The following is a 20527-nucleotide window of genomic DNA, read 5'->3' as shown; positions in this document are numbered from 1 at the left end:
CGCCGTATTCCCTGGTCAGGCGGGTATCACAAGGATCGGCGTGGGAACTTATCGGAGTGTCCCGAGCGTTGAACCTGTGAGACACCACCGACCAGGAGGCAAGTCATGACCAGCCCCAGCACCACGATTCGTCCGCGGCCCACCGATGCCGATCTGGACGCCCAGAGCCCAGCAGCCGATCTCGTTCGCGTGTACCTCAACGGCATCGGCCGCACCGCGTTGCTGACGGCTGAAGAAGAGGTCGACCTGGCCAAGAGGATCGAGGCAGGTCTGTACGCCAAGCAGGTTCTCGAGAACACGAAACGGTTGAGCGCAGTCAAGAAGCGCAACCTGGCCATCATCGTGCGGGACGGAAGCGCGGCGCGCAGCCATCTGCTCGAAGCAAACCTCCGGTTGGTCGTCTCGCTCGCCAAGCGCTACACAGGTCGCGGAATGCCGTTGCTCGACCTGATCCAGGAGGGCAACCTGGGCCTGATTCGCGCCATGGAAAAGTTCGACTACGCGAAGGGCTTCAAGTTCTCGACCTACGCAACGTGGTGGATCCGTCAGGCCATCACTCGCGGCATGGCAGATCAGAGCCGAACGATTCGGCTCCCTGTCCACCTCGTCGAGCAGGTCAACAAACTCGCCCGGATCAAGCGGGAGCTGCATCAGCAGCTCGGACGCGAGGCAACCGACGAAGAGCTGTCGAGTGAATCGGGCATCGCAGTCGAGAAGATTGCGGATCTGCTCGACCACAGCCGGGATCCGGTCAGCCTCGACATGCCGGTGGGTAGCGACGAGGAAGCGCCGCTGGGTGACTTCATCGAGGACTCGGAAGCCACGTCCGCCGAGAACGCCGTCATCGCCGGGCTGCTGCACAGCGATGTTCGCGTCGTGCTCGGTACCCTCGACGAACGTGAGCAGCAGGTCATTCGTCTGCGCTACGGCTTGGACGACGGCCAGCCGCGCACCCTCGATCAGATCGGCAAGCTCTTCGGACTGTCTCGCGAGCGCGTACGTCAGATCGAGCGCGAGGTGATGGTCAAGCTTCGCCAGGGTGACCGCGCCGAGAAGTTGCGTTCGTACGCCAGCTGATTCCGGTTCTCCGACCGGTGGAGCGACGGTGACCACTCCCGTTCGCGCCATCCGACGCGGTGGCCGAACCGACGTTCTTTCCCTTCGGGACGTCGGCTCGGTCGCCGCTTCTCTCGTTTTCGGCGACGCAGTCCTCGTCAACGCAATCGTCGAGGACCCAGGTCTGCCTTCGTCGGTTCGGGCCCGATTCGTACTCGCGCATCGGTGATGTATGCGCCGTCGGCGGATGCCAGCACCGGTTCGCAAGAAATCTCACGGATGTCGGGAATGTCCTCGGCCAGCGCAGATATGCGCTGGACGAGGTCGATCAGCGCACTCTTGTTGACCGGCACGGCGTTTCGGTAGCCCGACAACAGCGGAGCAGCCTTCGGCGCGTCGATCAACTGTGCCGCTTCGTCCTCGGTCAACGGCAGCACACGGTAGGCACGGTCGCCCAACAGATCCGAGATCACTCCGGCCAGACCGAACGAGATGAGCGATCCGAACGACGGGTCGTCCTGAACCCGCACCACGCAGCCGATTCCCTTGACTGCCATGCGCTGGACGTGCAGTAGCGGCTCTCCGGACTCGGCCGCCAGGTTGCGGTATGCCACACGGACTGCCGAGGCGTCGGCGACGTCCAAGCGAACACCGCCCAGATCGGGCCGGTGCCGCCACCGCTTCCCTGTCGCCTTCACGGCAACCGGGTACCCCAGTTCGTCGGCCGCCGCGACGGCCTCGTTCTCGTCGGTGACGGCGCGGAACGCCACGACATCGAGGCCGTAACAGGCCAACAGCTCGGCAGTCTCGAAATCCGACAGCCAGCGCCCTTGGCCACCTGCCGAACGCCAATCCCGGACCAGCTGCTTGGCGCGATCGCCGTCGATGCTCTTGGGCCGAACCAGATTCGACACCGGCCGTGAGCGCCACGACGAATACCGCCACGCGGCAGCGAGTGCCGCCACGGCTCGTTCGGGGCTCGAGTACGACGGAACCGAGCCCCGAACCGGGTGCCCGCCGGGCCCGCGTACAGCCAGCACATCCGGGATACCTTCGGTGGCAAGGAATGTCGACAGCACCGGCTTGTCGGATCCCCGGACCGCATTGCCCAGCGCAGTCGCGAACGGTTCTACCTCGACCGCGACCGGGGGCACGAACACGACGATCACTGCATCGATGTCGGAGGCGGCCAGTGCCGACGAGACGGCCGCGGCAAAATCCTCGGGACCGGCCTGCGGTCCGACGTCGGTCGGGATATCGGCATGCAAGCCTTTGGCGCGAGCGGCGTCGACGGCCAGGACTCCCAGGGCCGTGGAGTTGCCCACGACGGCCACGCGTGGGCCGGCCGGCAAGGGTTGGTTGCCGAACAGTACTGCACAGTCGAACAGTTCAGAGATGGTGTCGACCTGGATCACTCCGGCTTGGGCGAACAACGCTCGGACGATGGAATCGTCGATGTCGGCACCGATGGCGTGTGCGGGTGGTACGGCTCCGCGGCCGCTCTTGACCGCGATGATCGGCTTGCTGCGCGCGACCCGTCGAGCGATTCGGGTGAATTTGCGGGGATTTCCGAAGCTCTCCAGGTACAGCAGGATCACCTCGGTCGCCGGGTCGGAGTCCCAGTACTGCAACAGGTCGTTGCCCGAGACGTCCGCTCGGTTGCCGGCAGAGACGAACGTCGACAGACCCAGTCGGCGATTGGCTGCCTCGTCGAGAATTGCGATGCCGAGCGCGCCGGACTGGCAGAAGAAGCCGACGTTGCCCGGGGTCGGCAGATGCGGCGCCAATGTGGCGTTCAACCCGAACTCAGGGTCGGTGTTCGCGACGCCGAGCGCGTTGGGCCCGATCAATCGCATCCCGTGGGCACGGGCGGCGAGCACCAGCCTGCGCTCGCTCTCCTGCCCCGCAGGCCCGGTCTCGCCGAATCCACCCGACACCACGAGCAGCGCTTTGACACCTTTGTCCAGGCAGTCGTCGAGCACCGCGTCGATGGCATCGGCCGGAACCGCCGCGATAGCAAGGTCGACCGGGTCCGGGATGTCGTGCACCGTGGCGTACGCGCGCACACCGCGCACCGAGCGGTGGTCGGCGTTGACGGGGTACACCGGGCCCGTGAAGTTACCGGCGAGCAGGTTCGCCAGCACCGCGTTGCCCACCTTGGAGCTGTCGGTCGATGCGCCGATCACGGCGACCGATCGAGGGCTGAGTACGTTGCGAACGCTACGGGCCTCGGCTGCGCGCTCGCGAGAGTTTCGCACCGACAGCAATGCCTCGCTCGGATCGATCGCGAATTCCAGCCGTAGGACGCCGCCCTCGAAGGAACGGCTGACCTGATATCCGGCCTCCCGGAACACGGTGACCATGTTGCGGTTTTCGGCAAGTACCTCGGCGACGAACATGTTGACGCCGTTCTCGGCGGCCGCTCCCGCAAGGTGCTCGAGCAGGATGGGTCCGAGTCCGCGGCCCTGGTGGGCGTCGGCGACGACGAATGCAACCTCGGCCGAGTTGCCGTCGCCCTCGGGTAGCCGCTCGTAACGGCCGACCGCGATGATGTCGTCGCCCAGTACTGCAACGAAGGCCACGCGGTCGTGATGGTCGACAGTGGTGAAGTTCAGAACGTCCCGCTGCGGCATCGTCGGATAGGGGCCGAAGTACCGAAGGTATCTGGTGCGCTCCGACAGTCGTCCGTGAAAAGCCACGATGGCCTCGGAGTCCGAGGGCACGATGGGCCGCAGGTGCACGACGCCGCCGTCCGACGTGAGAACGTCGGCGACCCAGTGCCGCGGAAACTCTGTTTCCGCGCGCTCTCGCGCCAGTTCCTTGCTGCTCTTCTCGTCTGTCGCGGCGGCCTGTTCGGCGGCCGGGTCGGTACCGGTGGAATCAGTCACGCGGGTCCTCCGGATCGAGTCCGAGCAGCGGAAACACTGCTCGACGAGTGGCGATGATGGCCGAGTCGACGCGTTCGAGTGCCCGGTCGGTGCCGTCCGTTCCGGCCAACGATCCGCCGGGACCGTCCCAGGCGGGATAGTCGACATCCCCACCGTCGCCCATGGTCTGGGGCAGATCCACGCTCGGTGCCATGGTTCTCACTCGCTCGCGCCAGGTGTCGGGTAGGGGTGCCATCGGATCGATGTCGCGGCCGAGGGCAGCGGCGATCAGATGAGTCCAGGCCCGTGGAACCACCCGAACGAGGCCGTACCCGCCTCCCCCGACGGCCAACCACCGACCCTCCGAGTATCGGTCCGCAAGGTCGCGCATCGCCAGGAAGGCCGCATTCTGCCCGTCGACGGTGAGCGCGAGATCTGCAAGCGGATCCTCGCGGTGACTGTCGACGCCGCATTGACTGACGATGATCTGCGGCCGGAACGCTCCGATCGCGCCCGGAACGATCGCATGAAATGCACGGAGCCAGAGCCGATCCGCGGTACCGGGCAGCAGCGGGACGTTGATCGAGGAACCCTCGCCGCGTTCGGTTCCTACCTCCGTCGACCATCCGGTGTTCGGCCACAGTGTTGCCGGGTGCTGGTGCAGCGAAACCGTCAGAACCCGAGGATCACCGAGAAACGCTGCTTGGACGCCGTCGCCGTGGTGTGCGTCGACGTCGATGTAGGCGATGCGATCGAACCCGTTGTCCAGCAACCACGAAATCGCGATGGCGGCGTCGTTGTAGACGCAGAAGCCCGAGGCCCAATCGGCCATCGCGTGGTGCATTCCACCGCCGATACTCACGGCTCTCCTGGCCCGCCCCGACGCGATCTCCCGCGCGGCCGCCAAGGAGCCGCCGGTCAGCATCGCGCTGGCTTCGTGCATGTGCTCGAACACCGGGTTGTCGTCGGAACCGAGACCGTGGACGACGTCGTCGGGGTCTCGCAGGGCCGGACCCTGCGACGGCGCGCGCTTGACGGCCTCGATGTACGCGCTGGTATGAAAGCGCAGCAGCTCCGAGTCCGGTGCCGCCGACGGTTCGACGAGCTCCACGCCCGCCAACACACCGAGATCGGTGGCGAGGGCCATCGTCAGATCGAGCCGCGTCGGGTTCATCGGATGGTCGTCGCTCCACCGGTAACCGAGATAGTCCGCGCTCCACACGACGATGTCCTCGGGACGGTTCGGAATGGATACGGCGGCGCGTGTCGCCTGATCAGACATACGGACAAAACTACGTTGCCGCGCGGGATGGTGTTGCCGGGTTCCGGTGTTGTCTTCGGTACCCGGTTGTGACGCGCCACGGCGAGCGGCTTCCGGGGTTGTGATGCGCCGCGCCCGCCGCCATCGGGTGCAGCGCCGATTCAGAGCCGCTGACGGTAGGATCGAACCCGACGAAGGGGTTGAGTGTGAAGGATCTGGTCGACACCACGGAGATGTACCTCCGGACGATCTACGATTTGGAAGAAGAAGGCGTCATCCCGCTCCGCGCGCGGATCGCCGAGCGGCTGGAGCAGAGTGGTCCCACCGTCAGTCAGACCGTCGCCCGAATGGAGCGCGACGGTCTTCTGTCCGTCGCCGGCGACCGGCATCTGGAGCTGACCGAGAAGGGCCGCAGCTTGGCCGTCGCGGTCATGCGCAAGCACCGTCTCGCGGAGCGTCTGCTCGTCGACATCATCGGACTGCGCTGGGAAGATGTGCACGCCGAGGCGTGCCGTTGGGAACACGTGATGAGCGAGGAGGTCGAGCGCCGCTTGGTCACCGTGTTGAACAACCCGACGACCTCGCCCTACGGTAATCCGATCCCTGGTCTGGCGGAGCTGGGCCTGGGTCAGACGACACTGGCACCGGAGGCTCTCATTCGTCTCACCGACGTACCGCTCGGCGAGCCTACGGCGGTCGTCGTTCGCCGCTTGGCCGAGCACGTTCAGTCCGACCCCGAGGTCATCGCTCAGCTACGCGAGGCGGGCGTGGTTCCCGATGCCCGGGTTACAGTCGAAGCCAAGCCCGGGTCGGTGACGATCACGGTGCCAGGACACAGTGGTGTCGACATATCCGACGAAATGGCGCATGCCGTTCAGGTGAAGAAGGTCTGATCTCTTCCCACGGACGGCCTCTGCCGCGTGTGAGGGAGATCGAACAGTGAAGCTTCTCGTTACCGGTGGTGCAGGGTACGTCGGCAGTGTGTGCGCGGCGGTACTCGACGAACGCGGCCATGAGGTCGTCGTCGTGGACAACCTGTCCACCGGTAATCGGGATGCCGTTCCCGCCGGGGTCACTTTCGTCGAGGGTGACATCAAAGACGTCGCGGCGGAAGTATTGACGGGCGGCGACTTCGATGCAGTTCTGCATTTCGCAGCGCAGTCGTTGGTGGGCGAGTCGGTTGTGTCGCCGGACAAGTACTGGAGTGGGAACGTAGTGACGTCCCTGGCTCTTCTGGACGCGATCCGGTCCTCCGGCACCCCCAAGTTGGTGTTCTCCTCCACCGCGGCCACCTACGGTGAGCCCGAGAAGACTCCCATCACCGAGGACGACCCCACCCGTCCCACCAACCCGTACGGTGCGACGAAACTCGCGATCGACCACGCCATCACCTCGTATGCAGCGGCCTACGGTCTCGCCGCTACCAGTCTGAGGTACTTCAACGTGGCCGGCGCATACAAGGGTTTCGGTGAGAACCGCGTCGTCGAGACCCATCTCATCCCCCTCGTATTACAGGTCGCCCTCGGTCAGCGAGAGAAGATCTCGGTGTTCGGCACGGACTGGCCCACTCCCGACGGCACAGCCGTCCGCGATTACATCCACGTCGCCGATCTCGCCGAAGCACACATCCTCGCCGTCGATGCCGCCCAGCCCGGTCGGCACTCCATCTACAACCTCGGCAGCGGAACGGGATTCTCCGTCGACGAGGTCATCTCGTCGTGCAAGCGCGTCACCGGACTGCCCATTGCCGTCGAACATGCGCCCCGCAGGCTCGGTGATCCGGCCGTGCTGATCGCATCGAGCGCCCGTGCCGTCGAGGAACTGCATTGGACGCCGGAGTTGACCGATCTCGATCGCATCGTGTCCGATGCGTGGGACTTTCTGCAGCAGCTCGGCGACCGTTCTCACGCGGCTCGCTGAGCAGATTCCAGATCAGCGTCGACCGAACGGGTCGCCCGGTAGCCGAATGCCACAGGCTCGCGCACAGGCGAACCCACTCTCGGCGACTTCGCGAACCAGGGCAGGACTGGCACCGACACTGAGCGACCGGTCCAACAGCGACGCCAAACTGTGGGAGCTGTCTGCCTTCAGGGCCGCATCGATCGCGATTCGGGCCATCGGTCCGTCTCCTCGCACGTAGGAACTGAACGCGAGAAGTGTTGCTGCTATTGCTCTTTCGCGGTTCGGAACCACACGGACGAGGTGCGCCCAGAATTCCTCGACGACATCTGCATCCTCACCGAGAGTCAGTGCCAGCACCGCGTCCCGGACTTGCACATGCCCGATCGCGACGGCGACCCGCGCGAAGTCGGTGGTCTCGAGCTCGGAGTCGTAGGGAGACCGCGCGAGGTAGGACAACACCGCTGTCAGGTGGTCGGTCAGCGACAGTGCACCGCTGCGCCGAAACCTTGCCATCTCGGCGGCGACTGCCTGCACCGTCTCGACCGGGCCGGGTGCGATGAATTCGGCGAGCTCGTCTCTCGAGCGTCGCACCGGATAGCCGTCCAGCACTCTGGCCACCGTCAGCGGCGATGCCGTCGGATCGGCCATACGACCGTGCTGCCGTGGTCCCTGTAGCGACCACCAGTGCGCGGCATCGGCAATGGCCGAGGTTGCGAAGGCGGCTTCGAGCCGCACACCGAACGTCGGGAGGGTGACCTCGAGCTCGTTCACCAGATCCTGAACGTCGAGTGTGTAGTGCGTTCGCTCGTTGCGGCCGAGTCTGTCGTCGACGAACACAGCGATCACCGAGACGATGTTCTCGAATGCGCAGTAGCCCGCCAGGTAGTCGATGACGTCGAGCATGTCCGGCGTGGCGCGAGTGTCGCTACCCGCACGTCGATCGGTGTGTTCGCCGGCCAGCACGAGGTCGTGCCGCATCGTCGGGCCGATGCTGGTGCCGCCGTCCTCGAGCGCGATCAGCACCATCGATCGATGGGGATCGAAGCCGAGCATCGCCGGGATCGCGGCCAACAGTTCGCTCGCGTCACCGATCCGTACGCGGTGTCGACCGGAGAAGGGGTCGTGGGAGTTCGTCGGTGTGTACATGCCTCGAAGTCTTACGAGGCTCCGTGGTGCCTTCCCGGCTCGACCAGGGGCCGAGCAGCACCCTGTGCATGCCGGACTCTCTGTGGATGAAACGGCGTCCACCCGCCTCCGCCGAGCGGACCGTGTCGGTCGGCTCTGCTAGAGAGGCCGCCACCGCGGCGGGAGAACGTCAGCTCTGGTTCACCTTCTGCACCGCGGCCGTGAACAGCTCGTCCAACGTCATTGCATCAGGTGTGGCGGACCCGAAGGACATGAATGTCGCCGAGATCCGCACGTCGTCGACCTGCGCCATCAGGGTCAACATCGACTGGGTGACGGCATCCCCGCCGGTGCCCGACGAGACGGTCTGCCGCACGGCGAGTGTGTCGTCAGCGTCTATCGGCGGTGCGGGTGTCAGCGTGGACGTGACCGTGGAGGTGGCACCGGACTTGGTTGCGGTCACTTCGCCGCACTGTTCGAGCTGCTCTTTGCGCGCCGAGAGCGGCTGGTCGACAGCGGTCAGTTCGATGGAGATCGTGGATCGACTGTCGTTGTCGGTGCCGACGATCATCGCCGTACCGGTCGGGCCGAAGTCCTGGTCCGCTGGTTTGCACCCCGCCGGGCTGACCTCGGCGCCGGCCGGTATTCCGCTGAGATCGGGAGCGGCCTGCGAGATGGCCTGCTGAGGCAAAACCAACGCGTCGTACGGGGCCGGGAAGCTCGCCGGGTCGATGAGCAGTGTGTTCAGGTCCGTGTCGGGCTGCGATGCGGTGGTGCCACCGGCAGTGGGCTCGGCTGTTCCGGTGACGGTCGAGCTGCACCCCACCAGCACGAATGCTCCGATCGCCGCCGACGTGGCAGCGATGGTCAGGCGGGTCTGTGCGGCGCGGCTCACGTGAAGTCCTCTTCGAGTTCGTGGGGACGCCGCAGCGAGCGCTTCGGCGTCCCCACCACTGTCTCATTCCACCTACCTCGAACGCGGCAGGCGAGCTACGGCAGTGTCGTCGGTGTCAGTTCCCGCGGGCTATCCATTCCTCCAGGTGCGGGGACTCGTCCCCGATACTCGTCCCGTCTCCGTGCCCGGTGTTGACCCGGGTCTCGGCGGGCAACGCGAACAACCGATCCCGGATCGAGCCGATGATCGTCGGGAAATCCGAATACGACCGACCCGTCGCACCGGGCCCACCGGAGAACAACGTGTCCCCCGAGAACAACTGACCGGCCTCGGGCAGATACAGACAACTCGACCCCGGCGAATGACCGGGAGTGTGCAACGCCACGATCTCCGTCCCCGCGACGGTGATCCGCTGACCGTCCTCGAGCACCGAATGCCCGATGCCCGGATGCGTCTGCTCCCACAACACGTCATCGGCCGGATGCAGCAGAATCGGCGCATCCAACTCCCCCGACAACTGCGGCGCGACCGTCACATGATCGTTGTGACCATGCGTACACACGATCGCCCGCACCTGCCGACCGGCGACAGCATCGACGATCGGACCGGCCGTATGCGCAGCATCGACGATCACCACCTCGTCGTCGTCACCGACCAACCAGATGTTGTTGTCGACCTCCCACTCGCCACCATCGAGCGCGAACGTCCCCGACGTGACCACCTTCTCGACCCGCAACTGCCAACTCACAGGACCACCACCGAACGCAGCACCGTGCCCTGATGCATCTTCTCGAACGCAGCCTCGATATCACCGAGACCGATCCGTTCGGTCACGAACTTCTCGAGCGGCAACCGACCCTGCTCGTACAGATCGACCAACATCGGAAAATCCCGCTCCGGCAGACAATCGCCGTACCACGACGACTTCAACGACCCACCCCGGGAAAAGAAATCGATCAACGGCATCTCCACCGTCATCTCCGGCGTCGGCACCCCGACGAGGACGACGGTCCCGGCGAGATCGCGGGCGTAGAACGCCTGCTTCCACGTCTCCGGACGACCGACGGCATCGATGACCACATCCGCCCCGAACCCACCCGTCAGCTCCTGGATGGCCTCGACGGCATCGACCTGCGAGGCATCGACCGTGTGCGTGGCACCGAGATCGAGAGCCCAGTCGAGTTTCTTCTTGTCGCGGTCGACGGCGATGATCGTCGACGCCCCCGCCAGGCGGGCCCCGGCGATCGCAGCATCACCGACACCGCCGCACCCGATCACCGCCACCGAATCCCCGCGGGAAACGTTCCCGGTGTTCATCGCCGCACCCAACCCGGCCATCACCCCGCACCCGAGCAACCCCACCACCGCCGGATCGGAGTCCGGGTCGACCTTGGTGCACTGGCCTTCGTGGACGAGGGTCTTGTCGGCGAACGCCCCGATCCCCAACGCCGGAGAGAGTTCGGTGCCGTCGGCGAGAGTCATCTTCTGCGACGCATTGTGGGTGTCGAAGCAATACCAGGGGGTGCCCTTCTTGCAGGCTCGGCATTCCCCGCACACCGCCCGCCAGTTCAACACCACGACATCACCGACCTCGACATGAGTGACAGCGTCGCCGATCGCTTCGACGGTGCCTGCGGCTTCGTGGCCGAGCAGGAACGGGAACTCGTCGTTGATGCCGCCCTCGCGGTAATGCAGATCGGTATGACACACCCCGCACGCGGCGATGGTGACCACGACATCGTTCGGGCCGGGATCGGGAATGGTGATCGTCTCGATCGAGACGGGCTCGCCTTTGCTCTTGGCGACGACGGCGCGGACCTGCTGCGGCATGTATTCCTCCACTGAAAATCGTGTGTTGCGTGCTCGGTTCAGCCTCGCACAACGCATCGTCACGTGGCGACATCTGCATTCGTTCGGTGGGACGAGCCGCGGAATTCACACGCTCGTGACCGAGCGGGCACACAGTCTTCTCGTGCGAGCGGTACCTATGAACGATGTCTGCACCCATGGAATACGACCTGGTGGTCATCGGCTCGGGCCCCGGCGGCCAGAAGGCCGCGATCGCGGCCGCGAAGCTCGGAAAGCGAGTGGCGATCGTGGAGAAGGGCCACATGCTCGGCGGCGTGTGCGTCAACACCGGAACCATTCCGTCCAAGACACTCCGAGAAGCCGTTCTCTATCTGACGGGGATGAATCAGCGAGAGCTGTACGGCGCGAGCTACCGCGTCAAGGCCGACATCACTCCCGCCGACCTGCTGGCCCGAACCCAGCATGTGATCGGTAAGGAAATCGAGGTGGTGCGCTCGCAACTGCTCCGTAACCGCATCGAGCTGATCACCGGGGTCGGCAGGTTTCTGGATGCACACACCATCGTCATCGAGGACGAGGCCCGGGGCGAGCGCATCACGGTCTCGGCCGCCAACGTGGTGATCGCCACCGGCACCGCCCCCGCGCGACCCGCCGACGTCGCATTCGACGACTACCGGGTGTTGGACTCCGACGGCATTCTGAACTTGGAGTTCATCCCGGCGTCGATGGTCGTCGTGGGTGCCGGCGTGATCGGCATCGAGTACGCCTCGATGTTCGCCGCCCTGGGCACCAAGGTGACCGTCGTCGAGAAACGCGATTCGATGCTCGACTTCTGCGATCGCGAGATCATCGAATCCCTGCAGTTCCACCTCCGCGATCTCGCGGTGACGTTCCGCTTCGGTGAAGCAGTCACCGCGGTGGACGTCGGGCCGAACGGCACGGTGACGACCCTTGCCAGCGGCAAACGCATCCCGGCGGAGACGGTGATGTACTCGGCGGGTCGCCAGGGGCTGACCACGCCCCTCGAACTCGAGAACGCGGGCCTCGAAGCGGACGCCCGTGGGCGCATCTTCGTCGACGAGCATTTTCAGACCAAGGTGGACCACATCTATGCCGTCGGCGACGTCATCGGGTTTCCGGCGTTGGCGGCGACGTCGATGGATCAGGGCAGGTTGGCGGCGTATCACGCGTTCGGGGAACCGAGCGCGCAGCTCACCGACGTCCAACCGATCGGCATCTACTCCATCCCCGAGGTCTCGTACGTCGGCGCGACGGAGGTCGATCTGACGAAGGGATCCATTCCTTACGAGGTCGGTGTGTCGCGATACCGCGAACTCGCCCGTGGCCAGATCGCCGGGGACTCGTACGGGATGCTCAAGTTGCTCGTCTCCACCGAGGACCGTTCGATTCTCGGCGTGCACATCTTCGGTTCGGGAGGCACGGATCTGGTGCACATAGGTCAGGCCGTCATGGGGTGCGGCGGCACCGTCGACTACCTGGTCGATGCGGTCTTCAACTACCCGACGTTGTCCGAGGCGTACAAGGTCGCCGCACTGGACGTCACCAACAAGATCCGAGCCCTGGCAAATTTCGACCGCTGATGCGTCGACGCGGGGGCCGAATCGCCGACCGGGAATGAACGACGGTTCCGCGGTTGTTCTGTCGGGTAGTGATTCACCACGATCGACGTCGGCGTGTATGCGGCTCGAGCAGACGGTCCGCGTATTCTGACCCGATGCTCGCGTCGAGGCATCGACGAGTCGATCCGAAAGGGGCCCGGCCATGACCGAACAGTCGAAGATGTACGAGCTGGAATTTCCGGCACCTCAGATTTTCTCCAACGACGGAGTCGGGCCCGTGCTGGTGCACGGGCTGGAAGGATTCTCCGACGCCGGCCATGCCGTGAAGCTTGCGACGACCCATCTGCGGGAGAGTCTCGAAACCGAGCTGGTGGCCTCCTTCGATGTCGACGAGTTGATCGATTACCGGTCCCGTCGGCCGACCATGACGTTCAAGTCCGATCATTTCTCGGATTACGACGCTCCCGAGCTCAACTTGTACGCCGTCAAGGACAACGTGGGGACCCCCTTCCTTCTTCTGGCAGGCATGGAGCCCGATCTGCGATGGGAGAAGTTCACGACGGCAGTGCGACTGCTTGCCGAGCAGCTCGGAGTGCGGCGCACGATCGGTCTCGGCTCCATTCCGATGGCCATTCCGCACACCCGCCCGCTGGGCGTCACCGCGCACGCGAGCGACAGGGCGTTGGTCAAGGAAGGCAACAGCTGGGCGGGCGAGCTGCAGGTGCCCGGTAGTGCGTCGTCCTTGCTCGAACTACGGATGGCACAGCACGGCCACGAATCGATGGGGTTCTCGGTACACGTCCCGCATTATCTCGCGCAGACGGACTACCCGGGGGCTGCGGAAACGCTGCTCGAGAACGTCGGTGAGGCCGCCGAGCTCGATCTACCGTTGGCAGCGTTGGGCGAGGCCGCGGCTCGCGTCCGGGAGCAGGTCAACGAGCACATCACCGGAAACGAGGAAGTGCAGTCGGTCGTACAGGCACTCGAGCGCCAGTACGACACGTATGTCGCCGCGCAGGAACAACAGTCCACGCTGTTGGCCAGTGACGAGCCGCTCCCCAGCGGCGACGAGCTGGGTGCCGAGTTCGAGCGGTTCCTGGCCGAGCAGGCCGGCCTCGACGACGGAGACGGGCAAGCACCCCGGTAGTTGTGGAGCTGGTCACAGCGAAAGCAGTGGGATCCAGTCATATGCGACAGCCCCGGCGGATCGCAACATACCTGTAACCCGCAATACGCCCGATGCTCTGCCCCGAGCGCGATCTCGTGCGAGAGTCGTAGCAACACACAACCGTCGTCTGTGTTGCTGCGCTCTCGTGAGCAGCGACGCCGTACTGCGCCGTACGTCGGCGCACCAGGGAATCAGGAGGCGCGAATGTCCACTACTCCGCGCAGTCGTAAGCTCCGGCCGGTTCCCGACGAGGAACCGCGGCTGATCTTTCGGACCATTCACGGCTATCGGCGGGCCTTTCGCATGGCCGGTGAAGGCCCTGTGCTGCTGCTGATCCACGGGATCGGTGACAATTCCGAGACGTGGAACGAGGTCATCCCGCACCTCGCCAAGAGCTACACGGTGATCGCACCCGATCTCCTGGGCCACGGCCGCTCCGACAAACCTCGGGCCGACTACTCCGTTGCCGCGTACGCCAACGGTATGCGCGATCTGATGTCCGTTCTGGGCATCGAGCACGTCACCGTGGTGGGCCACTCGCTCGGCGGCGGGGTGGCGATGCAGTTCGCCTATCAGTTCCCGCACATGGTCGATCGCCTCGCGTTGGTGTCCTCGGGCGGAGTGACCAAGGACGTGCACCCCCTTCTGCGACTGGCGTCGATGCCGTTCCTGTCCGAGGCGGTGAAGCTGCTGCGCTTGCCGGGCGCGATACCGGCGGTCAAGCTGGCCGGCGGCCTGTTGAGCAAACTGCACAGCTCCCCACTGCGACCGGGGTCGATGCTGCACGACACCCCCGATCTGATCCGAGTGCTGAGCGAACTGCCTGCACCGACGACGTACGAGGCCTACCTACGGACGTTGCGTGCCGTGGTGGACTGGCGTGGCCAGGTGGTCACGATGCTGGACCGCTGCTATCTCACCGAGAACCTGCCGGTGCTGCTGGTCTGGGGTGAACAGGACTCGGTGATCCCGGTGGCGCACGCCCGGCTGGCTCATTCCGCCATGCCCGGTTCGAAGCTGGAAGTGTTCGACAATTCCGGACACTTCCCGTTTCGCGACGATCCGATGCGCTTCCTTCAGGTCCTCGAGGACTTCATCGACTCGACTCCCTCGCTCAGTTTCGACGAGGTGCGCTGGCGCAACCTGCTCATCACCGGCGTCGGCGAGGACATGATCAGCGGCAGCTCGAGCACCAGGATGGCCGTGCTCGGGGCCATGGGGTCCGACGAGCGAAGCGCGACCTGACGCTCCCGTCGCAGGCGTTCGGTGTCGATTCGGGAACCGCCGTCACCGACACATAGCCTGTAGAGGTGCTCCTCACCGAACTGATACCCGACGTTTCCGCCGCCACCTCCGACGGCGTGGACCCGGACGTCCTGTTCGATACGTTCACCACCTGGGCTTCGGACCGGGGCCTGACGCTGTATCCCGCGCAGGAAGAGGCGCTGATCGAGCTGGTGTCGGGATCCAACGTCATCCTGGCCACGCCGACCGGTTCCGGAAAGTCCATGGTCGCCATCGGCGCCCACTTCGCGGCCATGGCCGCAGGCATTCGCAGTTTCTACACCGCGCCGATCAAGGCGCTCGTCAGCGAGAAGTTCTTTGCCCTGTGCGAGATCTTCGGAGCGCAGAACGTCGGCATGATGACCGGCGACGCGTCGGTCAATTCCGGTGCGCCGATCATCTGCGCCACTGCCGAGATCGTCGCGAACCTGGCACTGCGGCAGGGCGCCGACTCCGACATCGGCCAAGTGATCATGGACGAGTTCCACTACTACTCCGAGCCGGACCGGGGGTGGGCCTGGCAGGTACCTCTGATCGAACTGCCGAACGCCCAGTTCTTGCTCATGTCGGCGACGTTGGGCGACGTCTCGTTCTTCCGCGACGATCTGACCCGACGTACCGGCCGCACGACCACCGTCGTCTCCGGTACCGAGCGGCCTGTCCCGTTGATGTTCTCGTATGTCACCACCCCGATCGGCGAAACGATCGAGGAGCTGGTGCAGACGCACCTGGCACCGGTGTACGTCGTGCACTTCACCCAGGCAGCGGCACTCGAACGCGCTCAGGCCCTGACGAGCATCAATGTCGCGTCCAAGCAAGAGAAGGCCGCGATAGCCGAGGCCATCGGCAATTTCCGCTTCACCACCGGCTTCGGGTCGACGCTGTCCAGACTGGTTCGTCACGGTATCGGGGTGCATCACGCCGGCATGCTTCCCAAGTACCGCAGGCTGGTGGAGAAACTGGCGCAGGACGGTCTGTTGAAGGTGATCTGCGGTACCGACACGTTGGGCGTGGGCATCAACGTTCCCATCCGGACCGTGCTGTTCACCGGACTCACCAAATACGACGGCATCAGAACACGCAAGCTTCGAGCGCGCGAGTTCCATCAGATCGCGGGACGCGCGGGCCGCGCGGGGTACGACACCCTCGGCACCGTCGTGGTCGAGGCACCCGAGCACGACATCGAGAATGCGCGGCTCGTGGCCAAAGCCGGTGACGACCCGAAGAAGCTCAAGCGGGTACAGCGCAAGAAGGCACCCGACGGCTTCGTCTCGTGGGGCGAGCCGACGTTCGAGCGCATCATCGCGGCGAGCCCGGAGCCGTTGACGTCCCGGTTCTCGGTCAGCAATGCGATGTTGCTCAATGTCATTGCGCGGCCGGGCAATTGCTTCCACGCGATGCGTCATCTGCTCGAGGACAACCACGAGACCCGGCCGGCTCAGCGCAAGCACATCCTGCGTGCGCTGTCGCTGTACCGCGGCCTGGTGGAGGCCGGAATCGTCGAACAGTTGGCCGAGCCGGACGCGGACGGGCGCCATGCCAGGCTGACGGTGGACTTGCAGCCGGACTTCGCGCTCAATCAGCCGTTGTCGACGTTCGCGGTGGCCTCGTTCGAGTTGCTCGACGTCGACTCCCCCACCCACGCGCTCGACGTGGTGTCGATCATCGAGTCGACGCTCGACGATCCTCGGCAGGTGTTGATGGCGCAGCAACATGCCGCACGCGGCGAAGCGGTGGCCCAGATGAAGGCCGACGGCATCGAGTACGACGAGCGGATGGAACTCCTCGAAGAGGTCACCTGGCCGAAACCCCTTGCCGAGCTGCTCGTTCCGGCCTTCGAGATCTACCGCGGGTCTCACCCGTGGCTCTCCGAGGTGGGCCTGTCGCCCAAGTCCGTCGTCCGTGACATGGTCGAGCGCGCGATGACCTTCGCGGAGCTGATCAGTCACTACGGCCTCATGCGCTCGGAGGGCTTGGTACTGCGCTACCTCGCCGACGCGTACCGCACTCTGCGCCAGACGGTTCCGCCGGAATCGCGCACCGAGGAGGTCCAAGACATCACCGAGTGGCTGGGCGAGCTGGTTCGGCAAGTCGATTCCAGCCTGCTCGACGAGTGGGAGAACCTGACCGATCCCGGTGCCGAACCGGAAGCCCTGGTCGAGGCGTACGGGTCCGATGCGCCGCGTCCGATCTCGGCGAATCCACGGGCTTTCCGAATCCTGGCCCGTAACGCGATCTTTCGAAGGGTCGATCTGGCGGCGCGTCGTCAATGGAACGCGCTCGACGACCTGGACGACGGGCCGGATTGGGAGGAGGAATTGGAGCCGTTCTTCGCCGAGTACGGGTTCATCGGCACCGGCCCCTCGGCTCGCGGGCCGGCGCTGTTCACCCTGAACGTCGGTGCGGAATCCACCACGGTCCGCCAAGTACTCGAAGATCCGGACGGCGACCACGGCTGGTCCCTCGATGCTGTCATCGACCTCGCCGAATCCGACGCGGCCGGAGAAATCGTGTTCGACGAGATCGTCGTCACGCCCGGCTGATGCATGCGCCTCGTGCGCGAGAAGGCCTGCGAGCGTGGCGAAGTCGGCTATGGCCGACCCGTTCCGTGCTCTCGACCCGAATTGCGTTGCGCGGCAAAGGTCGGGGGGCGTCCGCCGAGTACACGACCGGACAGTACGACGGAGACGAAATGCTCCGTACATTCGGCAGGTTGGACAGGTACCGAGTATTCGACGACTCGAAACGGGGTCGACTTCAATTGCGTTGTCGCCGTTACGAAGTGGCGGTAATGAACGGAGCGCGCACAAGACTGCGTCGGTCGACAGCGTCGATCGGGCACGCCTGTCGGTCCAGTGCCACTCATCACGTTTACCTTTCGGCCCATTTTTGGCACACTCGTCCAGGTCGGTCGAGCTCGTGCGGCTGCACAATCGCCACCGAGCCGAGCCGCTTCCCGACGGAACCGACGCGATCATTTCGACACGAGGAGACCACATGGCACTGTTGACAATCGGCGACCAGTTCCCCGCATACAATCTCACCGCCGTCATCGGCGGCGACCTGTCCAAGGTGAACGCGCAGCAGCCCGACGACTACTTCACCACCGTCACCAGCGACGACCACGCCGGAAAGTGGCGCATCGTCTTCTTCTGGCCCAAGGACTTCACGTTCGTGTGCCCCACCGAGATCGCAGCATTCGGCAAGCTCAACGACGAGTTCGAAGATCGCGACGCGCAGGTCCTCGGCGCCTCCGTCGACAACGAATTCGTGCACTTCCAGTGGCGCGCGCAGCACGACGAGCTCAAGACGCTCCCCTTCCCGATGCTCTCGGATCTCAAGCGCGAATTGGCCGCTGCCACCGGTGTTCTCAATGCCGACGGCGTCGCCGACCGGGCCACTTTCATCGTGGACCCGAACAACGAGATCCAGTTCGTCTCGGTCACCGCCGGATCGGTCGGTCGAAATGTGGACGAGGTTCTTCGAGTACTGGACGCACTGCAGTCGGATGAGCTGTGCGCCTGCAACTGGAAGAAGGGCGATCCCACCATCGACGCCGGCGAACTACTGACGGCGAGCGTCTGACATGTCGATCGACAATTTGAAGAACGCCGTCCCCGAATACGCGAAGGATCTCAAGCTCAACCTCGGTTCGATGGTGCGGTCCACCGTGCTCAGCGAGCAACAGCTCTGGGGCACATTGCTTTCGGTGGCCGCCGCGTCGAAGTCCGCGACCACGTTGAAGGAGATCGCCGAGGACGCCGCCGACTCGTTGTCGGCCGAGGCGTACAACGCCGCTCTGGGTGCCGCGTCGATCATGGGTATGAACAACGTCTTCTACCGCACCAAGGGCTACCTGGACGGAAAGTACGACGATCTACGCGCCGGCTTGCGCATGAACATCATCGGCAACCCTGGCGTCGAGAAAGCCGATTTCGAGCTGTGGTCGCTCGCGGTCTCGGCCGTCAACGGATGCAACCACTGCCTCGAGGCGCACGAGAAGACTCTGCGCGCCGAGGGCGTCGACCGCGAGAAGATCTTCGAGGCGATTCGCGCCGCATCGATCGTCGCGGGTGTCGCGCAGGCCGTCGAGGCCGGCCGCGTACTCGACGGTGCCTCCGTCTGAGGTTCCGCTGAACAGGTCGAAACGGGGATCCGCTGCGGCGGGTCCCCGTTCGTCGTCGATCGAGACGCCCCGACGACGTATTGGTAACGTCCCCGCATGGCTATCGAAGTGTCCGTCGTCCGAGTGTTCACCGATGCCGACGGCAGGTTCGGTAATCCACTGGGCATCGTTGACGCACAGGCTGTAGGCGAGAGCGACAGGCAGGATGTTGCTAGGCAGTTGGGTTTCAGCGAGACGGTGTTCGTCGATCGCTCGTCACCTGGTACCGCGTCGGCAACGATCTACACCCCGGCTACGCAGCTCCCGTTCGCCGGACATCCGACGGTCGGACTGTCGTGGTGGCTTCGCAACAACGGACATTCGGTGCAGACGCTCGCCGTCCCCGCTGCCACGCTCGACATCCGCTACGACGGCGAGCTCACCTGGGTGCGTGCACGCGCCGAGTGGACTCCGCAGTTCACGTTTCATCAGGTCCACGACGCAGCCGAGGTGGCAGCGGCAGATCCGAACACCTACGACAGTGGCCACCACTACATCTGGGCCTGGACCGACGAGCAGCGCGCCGAACTGCGCTCGCGCATGTTCGCGCCGATGATGGGAATCGCCGAGGACGAGGCAACAGGTGCTGCCGCCGTCCGGCTCACTGCCGAGCTCGGTCGGGGCCTGAACATCGTCCAGGGTGCGGGGTCTGCGCTGTGGACCACCGTCGACGAGGACGGGTGGGTGGAGCTCGGGGGCCGAAGCGTCGACGACGACTCGATCACGGTGTGACGGGCACGTCCACTTCGATTTCCTCACCCAGACGCACCCCTTCCGCCAGTGGGAGACGGTCGCCGCTCCAGAACTTTCCTGGATCGAACCAGTTGGCTTTCTTGTTTCCCGTCAACAGACCCATCGAGTCGTAGGTCATCGCAACAACTTCGGCGCAGTACGCGGTTTCGAGCGCAGCGCTCTCCTGCGCGTTCTTTCGGAGCGCCGGCACGCGTCCACGGAACCACCGACCGGCGAGCGCCGCGGTGGTCGGAAAAGCCGTTCCGTCCATCCGCGCGATGGTGCGAAGCAGCGCGTCTTCCTGCTCCTTCGTCACGGCCGGAGTGGAGCCTGGGGAACGACCGGCGTATCCGTCCAATTGCCGCAGCCAACAACGCTGTTGATACCGCTGGGCCCAGTGCGTGACGGCAGCGCGTAGGTCGTGCAGCTGCACTCCACGCTGGAAGTTTCCGGTCCACATGTCCTGCAACGACTTTCCGAGCTCTGCATGCCACATCAGCGGCGGCAGGTCGTCCAGGACGACGGCCATACCGACGTGATTGACCGGGCTGTTCGTCAGAGCCTGAATTGCGCGGTCCGCCGAAGAATGGCCACGGAAGATCCAGATATCGCCGGTTCTGGTGGCATCCACAGCGGTATCGAGGCTGACTCGCGACGGATTCATGGACCAACCCTAGATCTCG

General features: G+C 64.9%; 17 protein-coding genes. 10 read left to right on the top strand and 7 right to left on the bottom strand.

Annotated features, from left to right (window positions below; all coding sequences use genetic code 11):
• Positions 1–105: 105 nt before the first annotated feature.
• Positions 106–1077, top strand: coding sequence for a sigma-70 family RNA polymerase sigma factor (locus CH266_RS12330; protein ID WP_027496878.1), 972 nt, complete (start codon positions 106–108; stop codon positions 1075–1077).
• Positions 1078–1214: 137 nt separating this feature from the next.
• Here the strand turns inward: CH266_RS12330 and CH266_RS12325 are convergent, their stop codons facing one another.
• On the bottom strand, positions 1215–3872 hold the full coding sequence (locus CH266_RS12325) for a bifunctional acetate--CoA ligase family protein/GNAT family N-acetyltransferase (RefSeq protein ID WP_027496877.1): 2658 nt from the start codon (positions 3870–3872) through the stop codon (positions 1215–1217).
• A gap of 64 nt (positions 3873–3936) precedes the next feature.
• Positions 3937–5205 carry an acetoin utilization protein AcuC gene (locus CH266_RS12320; protein ID WP_052054723.1) on the bottom strand — a complete coding sequence of 423 codons (1269 nt, stop codon included), beginning with the start codon at positions 5203–5205 and terminating at the stop codon, positions 3937–3939.
• 185 nt (positions 5206–5390) lie between these two features.
• Here CH266_RS12320 and CH266_RS12315 point away from each other — a divergent pair, with 185 nt between their 5' ends.
• Entirely contained in the window at positions 5391–6077 is a 687-nt protein-coding gene (locus CH266_RS12315) for a metal-dependent transcriptional regulator (protein WP_027496875.1), read from the top strand.
• A 46-nt stretch (positions 6078–6123) separates the two neighbouring features.
• Positions 6124–7104, top strand: coding sequence for a UDP-glucose 4-epimerase GalE (gene galE, locus CH266_RS12310; RefSeq protein WP_027496874.1), 981 nt, complete (start codon positions 6124–6126; stop codon positions 7102–7104).
• A 12-nt stretch (positions 7105–7116) separates the two neighbouring features.
• On the opposite strand, the gene CH266_RS12305 is transcribed toward galE, so the two are convergent.
• The 4 genes from CH266_RS12305 to CH266_RS12290 form a co-directional block, all read right to left on the bottom strand.
• Entirely contained in the window at positions 7117–8232 is a 1116-nt protein-coding gene (locus CH266_RS12305) for a DUF4192 domain-containing protein (RefSeq protein ID WP_094715360.1), read from the bottom strand.
• 169 nt (positions 8233–8401) lie between these two features.
• Positions 8402–9076, bottom strand: a complete 675-nt coding sequence (locus CH266_RS12300; protein ID WP_397516347.1) for a DUF5642 family protein — start codon at positions 9074–9076, stop codon at positions 8402–8404.
• A 145-nt stretch (positions 9077–9221) separates the two neighbouring features.
• Positions 9222–9854, bottom strand: coding sequence for an MBL fold metallo-hydrolase (locus CH266_RS12295; protein WP_094715359.1), 633 nt, complete (start codon positions 9852–9854; stop codon positions 9222–9224).
• Positions 9851–10936: an S-(hydroxymethyl)mycothiol dehydrogenase gene (locus CH266_RS12290; protein WP_094715515.1), complete on the bottom strand. Its 1086-nt coding sequence runs from the start codon at positions 10934–10936 to the stop codon at positions 9851–9853. The genes CH266_RS12295 and CH266_RS12290 overlap by 4 nt, the downstream gene beginning before the upstream one ends.
• A gap of 164 nt (positions 10937–11100) precedes the next feature.
• Between CH266_RS12290 and sthA the strand changes: the two genes are divergently transcribed.
• The 7 genes from sthA (at position 11101) to CH266_RS12255 (ending at position 19844) form a co-directional block, all read left to right on the top strand.
• Complete coding sequence (sthA, locus tag CH266_RS12285; protein ID WP_094715358.1) at positions 11101–12516, top strand: Si-specific NAD(P)(+) transhydrogenase; 1416 nt, start codon at positions 11101–11103, stop codon at positions 12514–12516.
• 181 nt (positions 12517–12697) lie between these two features.
• Positions 12698–13642 (top strand): proteasome assembly chaperone family protein, encoded by a 945-nt coding sequence (locus CH266_RS12280; protein WP_027496868.1) that lies wholly within the window; start codon positions 12698–12700, stop codon positions 13640–13642.
• Positions 13643–13867: 225 nt separating this feature from the next.
• Positions 13868–14908, top strand: a complete 1041-nt coding sequence (locus tag CH266_RS12275) for an alpha/beta fold hydrolase (RefSeq protein ID WP_094715357.1) — start codon at positions 13868–13870, stop codon at positions 14906–14908.
• Between the two features lie 65 nt (positions 14909–14973).
• A complete protein-coding gene (locus tag CH266_RS12270; protein WP_027496866.1) occupies positions 14974–17490 on the top strand; it encodes a DEAD/DEAH box helicase in 2517 nt (838 codons plus the stop codon).
• Positions 17491–17944: 454 nt separating this feature from the next.
• On the top strand, positions 17945–18532 hold the full coding sequence (locus CH266_RS12265) for a peroxiredoxin (RefSeq protein WP_032366622.1): 588 nt from the start codon (positions 17945–17947) through the stop codon (positions 18530–18532).
• Position 18533: 1 nt separating this feature from the next.
• Positions 18534–19073 carry a carboxymuconolactone decarboxylase family protein gene (locus CH266_RS12260; protein WP_032387291.1) on the top strand — a complete coding sequence of 180 codons (540 nt, stop codon included), beginning with the start codon at positions 18534–18536 and terminating at the stop codon, positions 19071–19073.
• Positions 19074–19169: 96 nt separating this feature from the next.
• Positions 19170–19844 carry a PhzF family phenazine biosynthesis protein gene (locus CH266_RS12255; RefSeq protein ID WP_027496862.1) on the top strand — a complete coding sequence of 225 codons (675 nt, stop codon included), beginning with the start codon at positions 19170–19172 and terminating at the stop codon, positions 19842–19844.
• Here the strand turns inward: CH266_RS12255 and CH266_RS12250 are convergent.
• Entirely contained in the window at positions 19834–20508 is a 675-nt protein-coding gene (locus CH266_RS12250) for a hypothetical protein (protein ID WP_032383676.1), read from the bottom strand. The two genes, CH266_RS12255 and CH266_RS12250, sit on opposite strands and share 11 nt — an antisense overlap.
• Positions 20509–20527 lie beyond the last annotated feature (19 nt).

Origin of the sequence: Rhodococcus sp. 06-1474-1B, from assembly GCF_002258885.1 — a bacterium.
Lineage (GTDB): Bacteria > Actinomycetota > Actinomycetes > Mycobacteriales > Mycobacteriaceae > Rhodococcoides > Rhodococcoides fascians.
Note: the sequence above shows the minus strand (reverse complement) of the source record. Positions and strands in the feature narration are given on the sequence as shown.

Bases quoted from the DNA above. Each gene is read 5' to 3' on its own strand.
- CH266_RS12250 (WP_032383676.1), bottom strand. From the start codon at position 20,508: ATGAATCCGTCGCGAGTCAGCCTCGATACCGCTGTGGATGCCACCAGA.
- CH266_RS12330 (WP_027496878.1), top strand. From the start codon at position 106: ATGACCAGCCCCAGCACCACGATTCGTCCGCGGCCCACCGATGCCGAT.
- CH266_RS12260 (WP_032387291.1), top strand. From the start codon at position 18,534: ATGTCGATCGACAATTTGAAGAACGCCGTCCCCGAATACGCGAAGGAT.
- CH266_RS12275 (WP_094715357.1), top strand. From the start codon at position 13,868: ATGTCCACTACTCCGCGCAGTCGTAAGCTCCGGCCGGTTCCCGACGAG.
- CH266_RS12280 (WP_027496868.1), top strand. From the start codon at position 12,698: ATGACCGAACAGTCGAAGATGTACGAGCTGGAATTTCCGGCACCTCAG.
- CH266_RS12305 (WP_094715360.1), bottom strand. From the start codon at position 8,232: ATGTACACACCGACGAACTCCCACGACCCCTTCTCCGGTCGACACCGC.
- CH266_RS12320 (WP_052054723.1), bottom strand. From the start codon at position 5,205: ATGTCTGATCAGGCGACACGCGCCGCCGTATCCATTCCGAACCGTCCC.
- CH266_RS12290 (WP_094715515.1), bottom strand. From the start codon at position 10,936: ATGCCGCAGCAGGTCCGCGCCGTCGTCGCCAAGAGCAAAGGCGAGCCC.
- sthA (WP_094715358.1), top strand. From the start codon at position 11,101: ATGTCTGCACCCATGGAATACGACCTGGTGGTCATCGGCTCGGGCCCC.
- CH266_RS12265 (WP_032366622.1), top strand. From the start codon at position 17,945: ATGGCACTGTTGACAATCGGCGACCAGTTCCCCGCATACAATCTCACC.
- CH266_RS12255 (WP_027496862.1), top strand. From the start codon at position 19,170: ATGGCTATCGAAGTGTCCGTCGTCCGAGTGTTCACCGATGCCGACGGC.